Origin of the sequence: Haloarchaeobius litoreus, from assembly GCF_024495425.1 — an archaeon.
Classification (GTDB): Archaea; Halobacteriota; Halobacteria; order Halobacteriales; family Natrialbaceae; genus Haloarchaeobius; species Haloarchaeobius litoreus.
This window is the reverse complement of sequence record NZ_JANHJR010000001.1, coordinates 831,396-846,293: the sequence shown is the minus strand read 5'-3', so window position 1 is coordinate 846,293 and position 14,898 is coordinate 831,396. Positions and strand designations below refer to the sequence as shown.

At 68.0% G+C, this 14,898-nt stretch carries 14 protein-coding genes; 5 read left to right on the top strand and 9 right to left on the bottom strand.

Annotated features, from left to right (window positions below):
- Positions 1–72: 72 nt before the first annotated feature.
- The 3 genes from NOW55_RS04175 to coxB are packed head-to-tail and all read right to left on the bottom strand — an operon-like array spanning position 73 to position 3,817.
- Entirely contained in the window at positions 73–342 is a 270-nt protein-coding gene (locus tag NOW55_RS04175) for a cytochrome C oxidase subunit IV family protein (RefSeq protein ID WP_256398820.1), read from the bottom strand.
- 5 nt (positions 343–347) lie between these two features.
- Positions 348–2,963 carry a cbb3-type cytochrome c oxidase subunit I gene (locus NOW55_RS04170; RefSeq protein WP_256398819.1) on the bottom strand — a complete coding sequence of 872 codons (2,616 nt, stop codon included), beginning with the start codon at positions 2,961–2,963 and terminating at the stop codon, positions 348–350.
- Positions 2,960–3,817, bottom strand: a complete 858-nt coding sequence (gene coxB, locus NOW55_RS04165; protein ID WP_256398818.1) for a cytochrome c oxidase subunit II — start codon at positions 3,815–3,817, stop codon at positions 2,960–2,962. The genes NOW55_RS04170 and coxB overlap by 4 nt, the downstream gene beginning before the upstream one ends.
- A gap of 203 nt (positions 3,818–4,020) precedes the next feature.
- On the opposite strand from coxB, the gene NOW55_RS04160 reads away from it, so the two are divergent.
- Entirely contained in the window at positions 4,021–5,001 is a 981-nt protein-coding gene (locus NOW55_RS04160; RefSeq protein WP_256398817.1) for a transcription initiation factor IIB, read from the top strand.
- On the opposite strand, the gene NOW55_RS04155 is transcribed toward NOW55_RS04160, so the two are convergent.
- The 4 genes from NOW55_RS04155 to NOW55_RS04140 form a co-directional block, all read right to left on the bottom strand.
- Complete coding sequence (locus NOW55_RS04155; protein ID WP_256398816.1) at positions 4,998–5,462, bottom strand: DUF7522 family protein; 465 nt, start codon at positions 5,460–5,462, stop codon at positions 4,998–5,000. The genes NOW55_RS04160 and NOW55_RS04155 overlap by 4 nt on opposite strands.
- Before the next feature lie 55 nt (positions 5,463–5,517).
- Complete coding sequence (locus NOW55_RS04150; RefSeq protein WP_256398815.1) at positions 5,518–7,119, bottom strand: hydroxymethylglutaryl-CoA lyase-like TIM-barrel protein; 1,602 nt, start codon at positions 7,117–7,119, stop codon at positions 5,518–5,520.
- Between the two features lie 92 nt (positions 7,120–7,211).
- A complete protein-coding gene (locus tag NOW55_RS04145; protein ID WP_256398814.1) occupies positions 7,212–7,574 on the bottom strand; it encodes a DUF192 domain-containing protein in 363 nt (120 codons plus the stop codon).
- A gap of 61 nt (positions 7,575–7,635) precedes the next feature.
- Entirely contained in the window at positions 7,636–7,932 is a 297-nt protein-coding gene (locus NOW55_RS04140) for a NifU family protein (RefSeq protein WP_256398813.1), read from the bottom strand.
- A gap of 118 nt (positions 7,933–8,050) precedes the next feature.
- On the opposite strand from NOW55_RS04140, the gene NOW55_RS04135 reads away from it, so the two are divergent.
- The 4 genes from NOW55_RS04135 (at position 8,051) to NOW55_RS04120 (ending at position 12,407) form a co-directional block, all read left to right on the top strand.
- A complete protein-coding gene (locus NOW55_RS04135) occupies positions 8,051–9,715 on the top strand; it encodes a hydroxysqualene dehydroxylase (protein WP_256398812.1) in 1,665 nt (554 codons plus the stop codon).
- A gap of 355 nt (positions 9,716–10,070) precedes the next feature.
- Complete coding sequence (locus NOW55_RS04130) at positions 10,071–10,610, top strand: DUF8114 family protein (protein ID WP_256398811.1); 540 nt, start codon at positions 10,071–10,073, stop codon at positions 10,608–10,610.
- A complete protein-coding gene (locus tag NOW55_RS04125) occupies positions 10,607–11,359 on the top strand; it encodes an RNA methyltransferase (RefSeq protein WP_256398810.1) in 753 nt (250 codons plus the stop codon). Before NOW55_RS04130 ends, NOW55_RS04125 begins: the two co-directional genes overlap by 4 nt.
- A 175-nt stretch (positions 11,360–11,534) precedes the next feature.
- Positions 11,535–12,407, top strand: a complete 873-nt coding sequence (locus NOW55_RS04120) for a phosphatase PAP2 family protein (RefSeq protein ID WP_256398808.1) — start codon at positions 11,535–11,537, stop codon at positions 12,405–12,407.
- A gap of 29 nt (positions 12,408–12,436) precedes the next feature.
- Here the strand turns inward: NOW55_RS04120 and gatE are convergent, their stop codons facing one another.
- Both gatE and NOW55_RS04110 read right to left on the bottom strand, forming a co-directional pair.
- A complete protein-coding gene (gene gatE / locus NOW55_RS04115) occupies positions 12,437–14,305 on the bottom strand; it encodes a Glu-tRNA(Gln) amidotransferase subunit GatE (protein ID WP_256398807.1) in 1,869 nt (622 codons plus the stop codon).
- 137 nt (positions 14,306–14,442) lie between these two features.
- Complete coding sequence (locus NOW55_RS04110) at positions 14,443–14,676, bottom strand: transcriptional regulator (protein ID WP_256299727.1); 234 nt, start codon at positions 14,674–14,676, stop codon at positions 14,443–14,445.
- Between the last annotated feature and the right edge of the window lie 222 nt (positions 14,677–14,898).

The following is a 14,898-nucleotide window of genomic DNA, read 5'->3' as shown; positions in this document are numbered from 1 at the left end:
CCGCCGGCCACGTCGTGCTTGCGGTGCTACAGCTGTCGCTGTGGGATCGAGGCGCGAAAACGAGAGCCGCCGTCACAGGATGGAGTACGACGCGGCGACGGTCAGCGCGACCGCGCCGAGCAGGCCGAGTAGCATCAGCGTCGTCAGCGACCGTGGCTCCCAGCGCAGGTGCTGGTACCAGCCGGCGACGACGACGGCCTTCACCGCCGACAGGACCATGATGGCCCAGAACGCCAGCCAGTACGATTCCTCCAGGTAGCCGGCCTGCTCGACGACGACCTGCACGGTCGCCAGCACGAACAGGACGACGTATATCGCGGTGTAGAGTTTTGCTCTGGACATGGGTATCACACGATGTAGAACAGCGGGAACAGGAACAGCCAGACGATGTCGACGAAGTGCCAGTACAGGCCGAAGTACTCGATGGGCTTGTCGTCGCCCATGTAGGCACCGCCCCACGCCCTGATGATCATGTAGCCGGCGATGATGAGGCCCACGATGACGTGCAGGCCGTGCAGGCCCGTCGTGACGTAGAACGTCGTCGACGCGATGTTCGTCCCGGGGTCCCACCCGGCCGAGAACGCGTCGGTGGAGATGTGGAACAGGTGCTGCCACTCGATGCCCTTGTTGACGAGGAAGCCCACGCCGAGGCCGACCGTCGCCAGCAGCGAGCTGACGACGCCGAGGCGGTTCTCGCGTTCGGCGAACTCCATCGCGATGACGACCGCGAACGAGCTCGTCAACAGCAGGTAGGTGTTGATGAGTCCGGGCAACACCACGTGCTCCGCCGGGATGAGGTGGTGCCAGTCGGTCCAGCCGTACGCCACCCGCGAGAACACGTACGCGCCGATGAACGCACCGAAGAGGATGACGTCGGAGGCGAGGAAGATCCACAGCCCCAGCTTCGTGTTCTCGACGGTGCTGAACGGCCAGCTCTCGCCGAACGGTCCCTCGGGACCGTGGAACCGCTCGCGGGTCATCGCCACGAGGCTGCCGAACGTGACGACGCCGCCGACGACCGCGGTCCCGATGTACAGTCCGCCCGTCGTGCCCGAGGGGAAGTAGCCGCGTTGCAGCCCGGAGAGACCGAGCAACACGAGGAAGCCGCCGGCCCCGAGGACGAACGGCCAGATGCTCGCGTGGCTCTCCGCGTGCTCGTCGTGGTCCACCTCCGTCGCCTCGCTACCGGGGAGCGCGGCTGCCTTGCCGTGGACCGCGCCGCCGTCGGTCTGGGCGGAGCCGCCGTCCTCGAACTCCAGCCGGCCGCTCGCGTACGTCGGCACGCCGGGGAAGTTCTCGAGCGGCGGCGGCGACGGCACCGTCCACTCGGCCGTGGAGGCGAAGTCCCACGGCTGTCCGTCGACCTCGTCGCCGACGAACGCGCTCTTGAACAGGTTGTAGAACATCACCAGGAACGACGAGCCGAGCAGGAACGCCCCGACCGTCGAGAGCTGGTGCCAGCCGGTGAGTCCGGGCGCGTACTCGAACACCCGACGCGGCGTCTCCCAGGCGAGGAACATCGGGAAGTAGAGCAGGTTGAACCCGACGAAGTACATCGCGAAGTGGACCTTCCCGAGCGACTCGTCGTACATCCTGCCGGTCATCTTCGGGAACCAGTAGTAGAGGCCTCCGACCAGTGCCGTCACGCCGCCGACCATCACGTAGTGGAAGTGCGCGACGACCCAGTAGGTGCCCCGGAGCGTGTAGTCGAGCACGACCGCGCCGAGGAAGACACCCGTGATGCCCCCGAGGATGAACAGCACCAGCGCGCCGAAGCCGAAGAGGAACGGCGTCTTGAACCGTATCTTCCCCTTCAACATGGTGTAGATCAGCGAGAACACCATCAGGTCGAAGGGTAGTGATATTCCGATGGTCGTCGCCATGAACAGCGTCTTGATCTCGAGGTTGATGCTCGTCAGGAACATGTGGTGCATCCAGACGACGAAGCTCTGGATGGCGACGAGCAGCATCGCTCCGATGAACCACTTCCGGCCGACGAGACGGCGACCCGTGAACGTCTGGAATATCTCCGCCATCGCGCCGAGGGCGGGGAAGAAGACGATGTACACCTCGGGGTGGCCGAAGAACCAGAACAGGTGCGCCCACAGCATCGCCCCGCCGGGACTGCTCTCCGCGAAGTAGCCCGTCCCGATGAGCCGGTCGGAGCTGAGCAGCATCAGCGCGGCCAGCAGCGCCGCGAACGCAAAGAGCATCATCCACACCGTCAGCAGGATCGACCACGTGAAGATGGGCATCCGACGGAGGGTCATCCCCTCCGCACGCATGCGATGCATCGTGGTCAGGAAGTTGACGGAGCCGACCGTCGCGGAGGCGACGAACAGTATCAACGCCAGCACCGTCGTCGTCCCCCCTATCTCGGGCGTGTAGACCGGCATGTTCAGCGGTGCGTACATCGTCCAGCCGCCGTTGAACGTGCTCCCCTGGAAGAAGGAGATGCCCATGAGGATGCCCGAGAAGAGGTACAGCCAGTACGAGAGCGCGTTCAGCCGGGGGAACGCGAGGTCCTTCGCCCCGATCTGCAGCGGGACGATGTAGTTCGCGAAGCCGAAGGCCAGCGGCGAGAGGAACCAGAACACCATGATGAGCCCGTGCGCGGAGACGGCCTGGTTGTACGAGCCGGCCGACATCACGTTCGCGCCGGGGGCCCACAGCTCGAGGCGCATCAGTAGCGCCAGCAGCCCGCCGAAGATGAGGAAGAACAGGGCTGTCACCGTGTACAGCAGCCCGATGTCCTTGTGGTTGGTCGTGACGAACCAGCGCCGGATGGAGTACGTCGGTGGGAGCCCGTGCTCGTCGTCGTCCTCGTGGGAGGTGTCGGGGACCCCGCCGGTGGGGAACCGGTCGTCATCGACGAGCCCGCCGTCACTGGCCGTGCCGCCGTCGTCCACAGTCGGTTCGTCGTCGGTACCGTCCGTCGTCGTCTCGTGTTCGTCGTCGGTCATGCCCTGAGAACACCCTCCGTGGCTGCTGGTCGTGCGGCCAGTGTCGTCGTCGCGCCGCCGTCAGTCGGCACGGCGACTGCCGGTGCGGCACTCCCGTCGGTCGCCGTCGCAGGTGCGACGCTCGCGTTGCCGCCGTCGGTCGAGTTCGTACCGTTCATCGGCTCCTCGAACATCCGCTCGTACTCGTCGGCGTCGATGACCGCCACCGTCCCCGTCATGTAGGAGTGGCCGGCGCCGCAGAGCTCGTAGCACTTGATCGTGTACTGTCCTTCGTCCACCGGGCCGAACCAGGTGCGCGTGGTCTGGCCGGGGATGGCGTCCGTCTTCGTCTGGAACGCGGGGATGCCGAAGTTGTGCATCACGTCCGCTGAGGTCACCACGATACGGACGCGCTCACCTTCTGGCACGTACATCGTCCCCTCGCTCGTGTTGCCGTTGGGGTACTCGAAACGCCACCCGAACTGGTAGCCGGTGACGTCCACCGTCGTCCCGTCCTCCAGCTCGGGTTCGGCGGGCTGGGCCGCCCCCGCCTCGACGTACAGCAGCGCCCAGTACGTCCAGAGGATGAGCGAGAGGACGATGATGGCGCTGAGCGTGAACGAGAGCAGCAGCTTCCGTCCGTGACCACCCCCCTCCGGCAGCTCCCCGAGCGTGGGCCGGTCGACTTCGTCCTCGGCCGGGGCGGTCCCGTCGTCGCGGTACTTGTACGCGTTGTACAGCATGTACCCGATAACGACGACACCGACCACGGTGCCGAGGATCAGGAACACCTCGAAGATCGTACCGAACACCTCCGCCCGGCTCCCATCGGGCTCCAGCTGTCCGGCGACCTGTAGCAGTAGTCCACCTTGCATCGGATGTGCCAGACTCTGACGCGTGAGTATTTATTTATTGGGGAGTGTTACCAAGGGGTTTGGTCCGTGACAGCAGGCTCTCGTCCGGTGAAACCGGGACGACCCTCTACTTAATAACCGGCGAAAAATTCATAAGTGACTGCTAATTACGTCCGGTTAGCAAGGACTCGACGCGGCGTCGAGGCGCTTGCCCTCCACCCACGATGACAGAAACCCGTACCCGAACGAGCGACCGCGAGCCGGACGTTCGCGAGCGCGACGTCTCCGAACAGGGACACACGAAAGAGCGATGTCCGGAGTGTGACGGCCGCCTGGTGAGCGACGATGGACGCGGCGAGACCGTCTGTGCCGACTGCGGCCTCGTCGTCGAGACGGAGTCGGTCGATCGCGGGCCCGAGTGGCGCGCGTTCGATGCGACCGAGAAGGACGAGAAGTCACGCGTCGGCGCGCCGACGACGAAGATGATGCACGACAAGGGGCTGTCGACGAACATCGGCTGGCAGAACAAGGACGCCTACGGTCGGTCCCTGAGCTCGAAGCAACGACGGAAGATGCAGCGGCTGCGGACCTGGGACGAACGGTTCCGGACCCGGGACTCACGCGAACGGAACCTGAAGCAGGCGCTGGGCGAGATCGACCGCATGGCCAGCGCGCTCGGCCTCCCGGACGACATCCGCGAGACGGCGTCGGTCATCTACCGCCGCGCGCTCGGCGAGGACCTGCTCCCCGGCCGCTCCATCGAGGGCGTCGCAACCGCCGCACTGTACGCCGCCGCGCGACAGGGCGGGGTGCCGCGCAGCCTGGACGAGGTCGCCCGCGTGAGCCGGGTCGACGACATGGAGTTCAAGCGGACCTACCGGTACATCGTCCGCGAGCTCGGTCTCGAGGTCGAGCCTGCGGACCCCGAGAGCTACGTCCCCCGGTTCGCGAGCGACATCGGCCTCAGCGACGAGGGCGAGCTGACCGCCCGCGAACTGCTCCGCGACGCCAAGGAGGCCGGTATCCACTCGGGCAAGTCCCCGGTCGGCCTCGCCGCGGCCGCAGTCTATGCCGCCTCGCTGCTGACCAACGAACGGGTCACACAGAACGAGGTCAGCGAGGTGGCCGACGTGAGCGAGGTCACCATCCGGAACCGCTACAAGGAGCTGCTCGAGGTCGCGGACGCCGGCGGTGCACGACCCTAATCGCGAGTCGCGACCCGCACGTCGCAGTCCTCGACGACACTCGGGACCAGCGTCGCCACCTTCTCCCCCGCGTTGAGGTTCGTCGAGACGGCGACCCCCGTGCCGTCGCTGAGCGGAACGCGCAGGAGCAGTCCGTCGTCGAACCCCTTGACGACGAAGTTGAACCGCCCCAGCTGGAGGAGCTCCTCCTGGAACGCATCCCCCATGCGTCCGTCGAGACAGAGGTCCGCAGCGAGCGCGTCGAGGTCCGACGGCTCGTACTGCTCGCGGAACGTCTCGTGGAAGTAGTGGATCTCCAGCACGTCCGCGTTGTACGCCGCGACCATCGTGAGGTCGCGACCGAGTTCGTCACGCAGCCGTTCGACGATGCCGTCTGTCCGGTCGACGATCCGCTTCCCCGCGGGCGTCTCGTCGACGAACTGGGCCCTCGCCGGCGACTGCGTCGGGCTGTCGTAGGTCATCCCAACGGCCGGAACAATGATACTGCTGGTTAAAAAACCGGGTAGTTTGACCTCGTCAGTCAGTCGCCGGGGCGAGACGCGGCGCTGCGTCCGCAAGCAATCGGTCGAGGGCGTCGACCATCGCCGCGACGCTCGCGCGGGTGATGTCGGCGTCGCTGTGGGCGACGGTCACCTCGTCGTCGTCGCGGGCCATCGTCACCTCGACGGTCACCAGGGCGTCGGTGCCCCCGGTGATGGCGTCGACGTGGTACGCCGTGAGGTGCACGTCCGTCGCGCCGCCGACGGCCTTCCTGACCGCGGAGACGGCCGCGTCGACCGGCCCGGAGCCGGTGCCGCTGGCGACGCGTTCGACGGTCCCATCTGACTCTTCTGCCTCGGCGACCTCGGCGTCAGAGACGTCCTCGGGGCCGAGCACCGACGGGTCCACGTCCAGCCGGACGCTCGCCGTCGGGGTCGCGCTGCCGGCGGTCGCCGTCACCTCCACGAGCTCGACCCGACGGTCGCGCTCGCGGCCGGTCACGTCCTCCGCGATGGCAAGCAGGTCGGCGTCGGTCACCCGACGGCCCCGCTCGGCGAGATCCTTCACGCGGCCGACGACGGTGCCGAGTTCGTCCTCGGTCACGTCGACGTCGTGTTCGGCGAGCGCGGCGCGAACGCCGGCCCGACCGGCGTGCTTGCCGAGGACGAGCCGGCGCTCGCGACCGACAGCCTCGGGCGGATACGGCTCGTACATCCGGTCGTCCTTCAGCGTCCCGTCGGTGTGGATGCCGGACTCGTGGGCGAACGCGTTCGCGCCGGTGACGGCCTTGTTCGGGGCCGGTCGCATCCCGGTCGTCCGGGCGACCACGCTGCCGAGGTCGTACAGCGTCTCGGTGTCGAGCGTCTCGACGCCGTAGACGTGCGAGAGCGCCATGACGACCTCCTCCAGCGCGACGTTGCCGGCACGCTCGCCGACCCCGTTGACCGTCGCGTGGACGAGGTCGGCCCCCGCCTCGACGGCCGCCAGCGCGTTCGTCACGCCCAGTCCGAGGTCGTCGTGCGTGTGCGCGCTCACGGGGCCGAGCGCGGCCAGGCGCTCGACGGCTTCGGCGGTCTGCTCCGGCCCCGCGTGGCCGACCGTGTCGGCGAAGCAGAACCGGTCCGCGCCGGCGTCGAGGGCGACCTCGGCCAGCTCCGCGAGGTAGTCCAGGTCCGCACGCGAGCCGTCCTCGCCGATGACCTCGACCCAGAGGCCGTGCTCGTTCGCGTACTCGACGAGCTCGACGGTCGAGTCGAGCACCTCCGCTCGCGTCGAGCCGACCTTCCGCTCGACGTGGCGGTCGCTCGACGGGACGACGAGGTTGACGCCGTCGACGTCGCAGCCGAGCGCGCTGTCGATGTCGGCCTGCAGCCCGCGGGCGAAGCTCGTCACGGTCGCGTCGAGCCCGAGGTCGGTCACGCGGCTGATGGCCGCGCGCTCGCCCTCGCCCGTGCAGGCCGACCCCGCCTCGACCACCGAGACGCCGGACCGCTCCAGCGCCTCCGCTATCTCCACTTTCTCCTCGGGCGTCAACGAGACGCCGGGTGCCTGTTCTCCGTCGCGAAGTGTCGTGTCCAGAAAGCTGACGTCAGCGTTCGAGAGTGCGTGTTCGGGGGAGCCCCCGAATAAATCGGTCACCGGTCATATGCCACTCGGTGAGTCGCCACACACGGTAATCAACGGATCCGTCGGACAGGCCGAACTGTCGGACCCGCAAAAACTGCCGTCGCTCAGTCCTCCACGTGGACGATGTCGCCCGGTTCCACGTCGTCGGCCGCCCCCGCCGGCAGTTCGACGATGGTGTCGGCGGTCGCCCGACCGAGGCCGACCCACGGCCGCAGGCGCTTCTTGTGGACGACCTCGTCGTCGACCAGCCAGAGCGCGTCGATGGCGAAGGGGACGAACACCATGTGGAGGTCCTGTGTGCCGGGCTTGTCGAAACGGAAGACGACCGCGTAGTCGTCCGGAATCGACCGCCGGAACATCAGTCCACGAGCCCGCGAGAGGAACGAGTCGGCGAACTCGACGGTCGATGCGAGCGTCCGGGAGGTCAGCTCGTCGTCGCCTCTCGCCTTGTAGTGGACCAGTCGCACGAGGAGACGCTTCGTCCGCCCCCGATTTATGTCTGCGGGTCGGGTCCGTGCCCGCCGAGACTCAGAACGGCACATCTGAGAGGTCATCCGCCGTCGGCCGGGACTCCTCGCCCATGCCGGTCTCGACGGTGACCTCGGTCAGTTCGGGAATCTCGGCGGGGAGCCGGGCGCGCAGCGCCTCCGTCGTCAGGCTGGAGATGCCACAGCCGTCGCACGCCCCGGAGAGCAGGAGGTGGACCTCGCCGGTGTCGGTGTCGAGGCTCGCGATGTCCCAGCTCCCGCCGTGCATCTCGATCTGCGGGAAGTTCCGGTCGAGGAACGCCCCGATACGGTCGCGAAGCTCGGCCTCGTCGGTCATGGCTCTCAGGAGGAACGCGAGCAGTATAGACGTTGGCATACGACGCCGCTTCACCGTGCGAACGGTTTTTGTGCTGTGTTCCCTAGCGGGGGTGAACACCCGTCCTCCACGACAGACAATGACACGAACGGTAGCGATACTCGGCGGCGGCATCGGCGGCCTGAGCGCAGCGCACGAGCTCGCGGAGCGCGGCTTCGACGTGACGGTGTACGAGCGCAACGAGCGCTTCGGTGGCAAGGCTCGGAGCTTCCCCGGCCCGACGGACGGTGCGGCACACCTCCCGGCGGAGCACGGATTCCGGTTCTTCCCGGGGTTCTACCGGCACGTCACTGACACGATGAGCAGGATTCCGGTCGACGGCGGCACAGTCGCCGACCGGTTGACGACCACCGACGAGCTCCTGCAGGCGGTGACCGACGGCGACCACCGGCTGATGCGCGTCGGCGCGCCCCGGTCGGTGCGGGAGTGGCGCGAGCGCATGCAGAACGTGTTCGGCTCCGACGTCCCGCGCGACGAGGCGGCGTTCTTCGCGAACCGGCTCCTGACGCTGTTGTCCAGCTCGGAGCGACGCTGGCGCGAGGAGTACGAGCAGCGCTCCTGGTGGGAGTTCATCCGCGCCGAGGAGATGTCCCACGCGTACCAGACGTACCTCGGCTACGGCATCACCCAGTCGCTCGTCGCGATGCGCCCGCAGGTGTCCTCCACCCGCACCATCGGCCGCATCTACCTCCAGATGCTCCGCGGGCTGTTCGACCCGGAGCTACCCGCCGACCGGCTGCTCGACGGCCCGACGAACGAGGCCTGGATCGACCCGTGGGTCGACCACCTGCGCCGGCGCGGCGTCGAGTTCGTCCCGAACGCGACAGTGACAGCCGTCGAGGCCGACGGCGAACGCGTCATCGGCGCGAGAGTGCGCCACGATGGCTCCGACGTTGGCGAGCCCGAGGGCGGAACAGAGGAGCACGTCCAGGCCGACCACTACGTCCTCGCGGTGCCAGCGCCCGCCGTCGCGGCGCTGCTCACACCCGAACTGGAGCGGGCCGCCCCCTCCCTGTCCGGCGTGCGGAACCTCGACCACGGCTGGATGAACGGCGTGCAGTTCTACCTCCGGGAGGACCTCGCGCCGGTCCGGGGGCACGGCGTGTTCTACGACTCGCCGTGGGCGCTGACCGCCGTGAGCCAGCGTCAGTTCTGGGAGCGCTACGACTTCGACGCGTTCGACGAGACCGAGGGTGTGCTCTCGGTCATCATCTCGGAGTGGGACGAACCCGGCATCGTCTACGGCAAGCCGGCCCGCGAGTGCACCCGCGAGGAGATCGTCGACGAGACCTGGGCACAGCTCCGCGCCCACCTCGGCACCGACCTGTTGAACGAGGGCACCCTCGTCGCCAGCCAGCTCGACCCCGCCGTCGGGTTCGACGAGGAAACGGGCACGGCGACGAACGACGCCGAACTCCTCATCAACACCGTCGGAAGCCTCCAGCACCGCCCGGACGCGGCCACCGAGTGCCCGAACCTCTACCTCGCCGCCGACTACGTCCGCACGGAGACGGACCTCGCGAGCATGGAGTGTGCGAACGAGGCCGCCCGACGGGCCGTCAACGCGCTGCTCGACGATGTCGGTCACCCCGCGAAGCGCTGTGAAATCTGGCCGTTCGAGTGGCCCGCCGTCTTCGAGCCGCTGCGCCGGCAGGACGACATCGGCCAGCGCCTCGGGCTGACCCATCCCGGCGAGGGCGCGTCATCGCTCTGGTCGGCGTACCGGGACGTGGTGCGGCCGTAAGAACTCCGAGGTTTCACCACTGGCGCGCGGCTGGCGAGCGTGTCGAGCGAAGCGAGACAGCGAGCCATCCGCGCGAGGGATGAGAAGCGCAGGGAGCCTGCGACCGAGCATCGGAGTCGGCTGGGGAGGCGTGAGGTGCGGTGCCGTGCGGGGTGGGACTGAAAGGGGCGAGGTGCTCGGCGAACCCCGACGCTGCAAGCACTGGAACGGAGTGAAGCGCGCAGCGAGTCGCGGGAGCCGAGCACCTCGGGGCTTTCTGGCTGTTCGTACTCGACTCAGTATGACCCTAGTTACAAGCTCGATTCACTAGTCCCGATACGCGTCGCTTTTACCCACAGACCCGATACCGTCGGGTATGAGCGAGAAGATCAGCATCGGTCTCCGGGGGTGGCGCTTCGACGAGGACGAGGTGTTCACCGAGGAGGACGAGGTGCAACCCTTCGACGAGATGAGCGACGACACGCGTCGGCGGCTCGTCCGGCTCACCGTCATCTTCGGCGGGCCCTGCGACGCCTGCTGGCTGATTCACGGCGACGAGAACATCGAGGAGTGCAACCAGGCGGCGGCGGTGTACGGCGAACCGCTGAACGAGGCGGTGCTCTGCGACGAGCACGAGCCCGACTTCCTCTACTGGTTCCGCGAGGAGGGCGGCGTCGAGTACGCCGAGACCGAGGAGTTCGAGGACGCGTTCCACGAGTGGTTCATGGACGGCGGGCGCGCGCCGGAAGGCTACGCCGGGATGGAGCACGTCGACACGGACCCACGTGCCCTACCGGAGCCCGACCTGCCCGACCCCGAGGAGTTCGCGGACGAGCAGGAGGAAGAGGAGGAGAAGCGCATCGACCTGCGGAACATGGAGTTCGACCGGGACTACCCGACCGGCGACGACGCATGAGCGTCCCCGCAGTCGCGGTGGTCGACGCGAAGACGCCGGGGAACGTCGGCACCATCGCCCGGGCGATGAAGAACTTCGGGCTGTCGGAGCTGCTGCTGGTCGACCCGCCCGAGGGCGTGCAGGAGAAGCACGGCGAGGCGTGGGGGTTCGCGGGGCGGGCGCGGCGCGACGTGCTCGCGAACGCCCGCGAGGTGAGCTTCGACGACATCGTCGAGAACTACTACACGGTCGGGCTGACGGCGACGACGAACGAGGACTGCCGGAAACACGTCCGGTTCCCGTACTCGACGCCGGCGGAGCTCGCGGACGACCTCGCGGAGCTGGACGGCGACAGCTGCATCGTGTTCGGTCGCGAGGCCAACGGGCTGCACAACCGCGAGCTCTCCAGACTCGACGCAGTCTGCTCCATCCCGGCGAGCGACGAGTACCCCGTGTTGAACCTCGGGCAGGCCGCGACGGTGACGATGTACGAGCTACGGGACCTGACCGTAGAGGAGAGCCAGCTCCCCGACCGGCAGCACGAGCGCGCCGACGAGGAGCTCATCGAACACCTCTACGAGAAGTTCGACGACCTCCTCGACGCCATCGACCACAACGACGAGAAGCGACACAAGACCGTCAGGATGGCCCGCCGGGTGTTCGGCCGGGCGCACCTGACCGAGCGCGAGACCCGGACGATGATGGGCATCTTCCGGCGGGCGAGCGAGGAACTCGAACGCGGCCGTGAGCTTCGGGACCGCGACCGATAGGCCGGCCGACGTATGTCAACCGTACCGGAAAGCCTTTGTTCGACGCGGAGGACTATTTACCAATCGATAGGTCCTATGTCCCTCCATAGCCGACGGCGACGGTTCCGCCCCGTCGCACCGCCCGACGTATCGCCCGACGAGCGACAGCCGACGACAGCTCTCGACGAGTAAGCCCATGGAACAGCTCCTGCCCTCCATCTCGTTCGGTACGCTGTTCACGCTCATCGTGGCGGTCCCCACGCTCGTCGTGTTCGCAGTCGGCTTCACGCTGTTCGTCCCCGGAGCCTCACCCCGGGAGTTCGCCCGCGAGCTCGTGCGGACCGACTGGAAGTACCTCGGCGTCGCCTGGGTCGTCACGCAGGGGGTGAACACGATGGCCGGGACGTTCCACTCCGGCGCGGCGTACACCGCCGTCATCTACGACCTGGAGGGGACGGCCGTGCTCGCCTTCCAGGCGTTCACGTGGGAGCCGCTGACGTACTTCATGGCGTTCGTCTACCTCATCGGCTTCCCGTTCCTGACCCTGTTCACGTACTTCAAGCTGAAGGTCCACGACCGCGAACAGGCCCGGCGGTACTGTGCGGGCTACGCGCTGCTGGTCCTGCTCGCCCTGCCGTACTTCCTGGCGTTCCCGGTCGCGGTAACGTCGGAGTACCTCGGCCAGACCGCGCGCGGCGACCCCGTCATGCGCGCGCTCCTGTACGACCTGCACCCCATCGTCAGCGAGGGGATCACCTCGACGGACACGCTCGTGAAGGCGTTCCCGAGCCTGCACACCGGCATCTCCGCGATGGCGGCGCTGTACGCCCGCGAGACCGACCGCCCGTACGCGTGGCTCGCCGGGATCCTCACGGTGCTCATCATGTTCTCGACGTTCTACCTGGGCGTGCACTGGCTGAGCGACGCCGCCTTCGCGCTGGTGCTCGTCGGTATCGCGTACTACATCTCCCAGCGGATGCCCGACCCCGCGGTGTACGAGGCACGCGTCGCCCGGCTGCTCCCCATCGGCGGTGAGGATACCGATGCGCGGGGACAGCGCGCCGACTGAGACGCGGAATCGCTTCTCGTACCCGGCGTTCAGGCCCGCTTCTGGATCTCCTCGCGGAGCGTGTCGCTGACGACGTCGCCGTCGGCCTTGCCCCGCAGCGCGCCCATGCACTCGCCCATGAGTGCGGAGAACGCGCCCATGCCCTGCTCCTCGACCTGGTCGGCGTTGCGTTCGACGACCTCGACGACGGCCTCGCGGACCTCGCTCTCGTCGACACCGCCGAGGTCCTCCCGTTCGACTGCCTCCTCGGCGGTCAGTTCGGGGTTCTCGGCGAGCGCGGTCAGCAGGTCCGGGAGTCCCTCGTTGGGGACCCCGCCGTCGTCGACGAGCACGAGCGCGTCCCGAAGGTGCTCGTCGGTCAGGTTGGCGACGGGCACGTCGTCCCGCCGGAGCTCGGTCAGCGTCGACTCGAGCGTGCCAGCCGCGAGCGTCGCGTCGACACCATCGGCGACGACCGACTCGAACAGCGGCATGTGCGTGCCGTAGGCGACCTGCTCGGCGAGCCCGGCGTCGAGGTCGTACTCCGCCTGGTAGCGCTCGACCTTCTCGGTGAGCAGTTCGGGCTCGTCGACCTCGCTCGGGTCCAGTTCGACCGGCGGCACGTCCGTCTCGGGGTACATCCGCGCCGCGCCCGGCAGCGGCCGCAGGTAGCGCGTCGTGCCGTCCTCGTTCGCGCCGCGGGTCTCCTCCGGTACCCCTTCCATCGCCGTCTCCGCGCGCGCTGCGGCGGCCGCGACGGCGGGCTCGGCGACATCCTCGGCCGCGGCGACCATCGCCACCGCGTCGTCCGCACCGGCACCGACGGCGTCGCGCATGGCCGCGACCTCGTCCGCGGTGACGCCGTAGGCCGGCAGCTCGTCCGTGTGGAAGATGCCGCCCGCGCCGTGGCGCTTCGCGTGGTCCGAGAGCTCGGTGCCGAGCCGACGGTCCGGCTGGATCTCCCGGCCGACCAGCCCGTCGAAGCCGTAGAGCGGGACCGCGTAGACGGCCCCCCCGTCGTCGAGCGCGCCGCGGACGACGCCCGAGTCGGTGTCGGCGAACACGTCAGTCACGTCCTGCACGTCGCCGACACTCGCGTCGCGCTCGTGGAGCTCCGCCTTGATGTCGAGTAGCGCGACCTGCCGGCCGACCTCGTTGCGGACGATGTCGTCGATGTCGTCCAGGCTCTGGACGCCCTTCACCTCGACCCGTGCGCCCTCCGCGATGGAGATGTTCACGTCCTGGCGGATGGTGCCGAGCCCGCGCTTGACGTGCCCAGTGGAACGCAGCAGCATGCCGATGCGCTCGGCCGCGGCGCGGGCCTGCTCAGGCGAGGAGATGTCCGGCTTCGTGCCGATCTCGACCAGCGGGATGCCCAGCCGGTCGAGGCTGTACGTGACGCCCTCGTCGGTCTCCTCGACGCGCTGGGCGCTCTCCTCCTCCAGCATCAGGTCCGCCACTCTGACGGCCCCGTCTTCGGTCTCGATCTCGCCGTCGGTCGCCACGAGCGTCGACCGCTGGAAGCCCGACGTGTTCGAGCCGTCGACGACCAGCTTGCGCATCACGTGGGCCACGTCGACCGGCTCCATGTCGAGCAGCTGGGCGATCTCGAGGACCACGGTGCGTGCCTCCTCGTCCAGTCGGTGCGGCGGCTCGTCGTCCTCCTCGACCAGACAGGTCGTGTCGTAGCCGAGGTAGGTGAACTCCCGGTCGACCTGGCTCTCCTCCAGCGCCGCCTCGTCGATCTCCCCCAGTTCGCTCTTCGTCGGGTGCAGGTAGCGCGTGAACTGCCGGGTCGACGCCTCGGCCTCGCGGAGGTCGGTCGGACAGGCACAGAACAGCTTCGCGTCGGTGTCGAGCTGCTGGTGTATCTCCAGCCCGGCCACCAACCCGAGCTCCTCGTAGTCGTGGTCGGTCATTGCGAGTTGGTCCGACCCGGAGGGGTAAAAAACCGTCCAGTCTTCCCCGATATTGTCGGGGGCGGTCAGGGACCGGCGTCACCGGAGGACGAGGAGAATCCTCTCGGAATCGGTGGTCCACAGAACCGCCAGCGCCCTTACTGCGTCGCCGCCTTGATGTCCTCGATCCGGACGATGTCTTCGCCGAGGCCCTCGCCGTCGCAGTCCTCGTCTGGACAGCGGTAGTGCCAGCCGTCTCGTGTGGCTACACGCTCCGAGAACCGTCCCCCGCACGATTCACAGAAGAGCTGCCCTTTCTCGCATTTGTCCCGGTGTAGCTCCAGGGCGAGCTCCGTGCTGAACGACTGACTGCAGTCTCTGCAGGTGTACATACTGAAAACCACTCCGGCATCCCCCATAACAACAGTGGATTGTTCGCCGCGACGCCGTCCCCCGATAACCGTCGGTAACTCGCCGCTGTCGTGCGGTTCGTCAGACGGGCGTCTGACGCGTTCCGGGTGATAAAACTTTCTCCGTTCCGGACAGTCGGTGACGCCAGATTCGCGACCGCGGGGTCGAATCATGCGATGCCGTCGCACGGTTCGCGGGCAGGC

Excerpts from the sequence above, each read along its gene's own strand:
- NOW55_RS04175 (WP_256398820.1), bottom strand. The coding sequence starts at position 342 with ATGTCCAGAGCAAAACTCTACACCGCGATATACGTCGTCCTGTTCGTG.
- NOW55_RS04170 (WP_256398819.1), bottom strand. The coding sequence starts at position 2,963 with ATGACCGACGACGAACACGAGACGACGACGGACGGTACCGACGACGAA.
- coxB (WP_256398818.1), bottom strand. The coding sequence starts at position 3,817 with ATGCAAGGTGGACTACTGCTACAGGTCGCCGGACAGCTGGAGCCCGAT.
- NOW55_RS04160 (WP_256398817.1), top strand. The coding sequence starts at position 4,021 with ATGACAGAAACCCGTACCCGAACGAGCGACCGCGAGCCGGACGTTCGC.
- NOW55_RS04155 (WP_256398816.1), bottom strand. The coding sequence starts at position 5,462 with ATGACCTACGACAGCCCGACGCAGTCGCCGGCGAGGGCCCAGTTCGTC.
- NOW55_RS04140 (WP_256398813.1), bottom strand. The coding sequence starts at position 7,932 with ATGACCGACGAGGCCGAGCTTCGCGACCGTATCGGGGCGTTCCTCGAC.
- NOW55_RS04135 (WP_256398812.1), top strand. The coding sequence starts at position 8,051 with ATGACACGAACGGTAGCGATACTCGGCGGCGGCATCGGCGGCCTGAGC.
- NOW55_RS04130 (WP_256398811.1), top strand. The coding sequence starts at position 10,071 with ATGAGCGAGAAGATCAGCATCGGTCTCCGGGGGTGGCGCTTCGACGAG.
- NOW55_RS04125 (WP_256398810.1), top strand. The coding sequence starts at position 10,607 with ATGAGCGTCCCCGCAGTCGCGGTGGTCGACGCGAAGACGCCGGGGAAC.
- NOW55_RS04120 (WP_256398808.1), top strand. The coding sequence starts at position 11,535 with ATGGAACAGCTCCTGCCCTCCATCTCGTTCGGTACGCTGTTCACGCTC.
- gatE (WP_256398807.1), bottom strand. The coding sequence starts at position 14,305 with ATGACCGACCACGACTACGAGGAGCTCGGGTTGGTGGCCGGGCTGGAG.
- NOW55_RS04110 (WP_256299727.1), bottom strand. The coding sequence starts at position 14,676 with ATGTACACCTGCAGAGACTGCAGTCAGTCGTTCAGCACGGAGCTCGCC.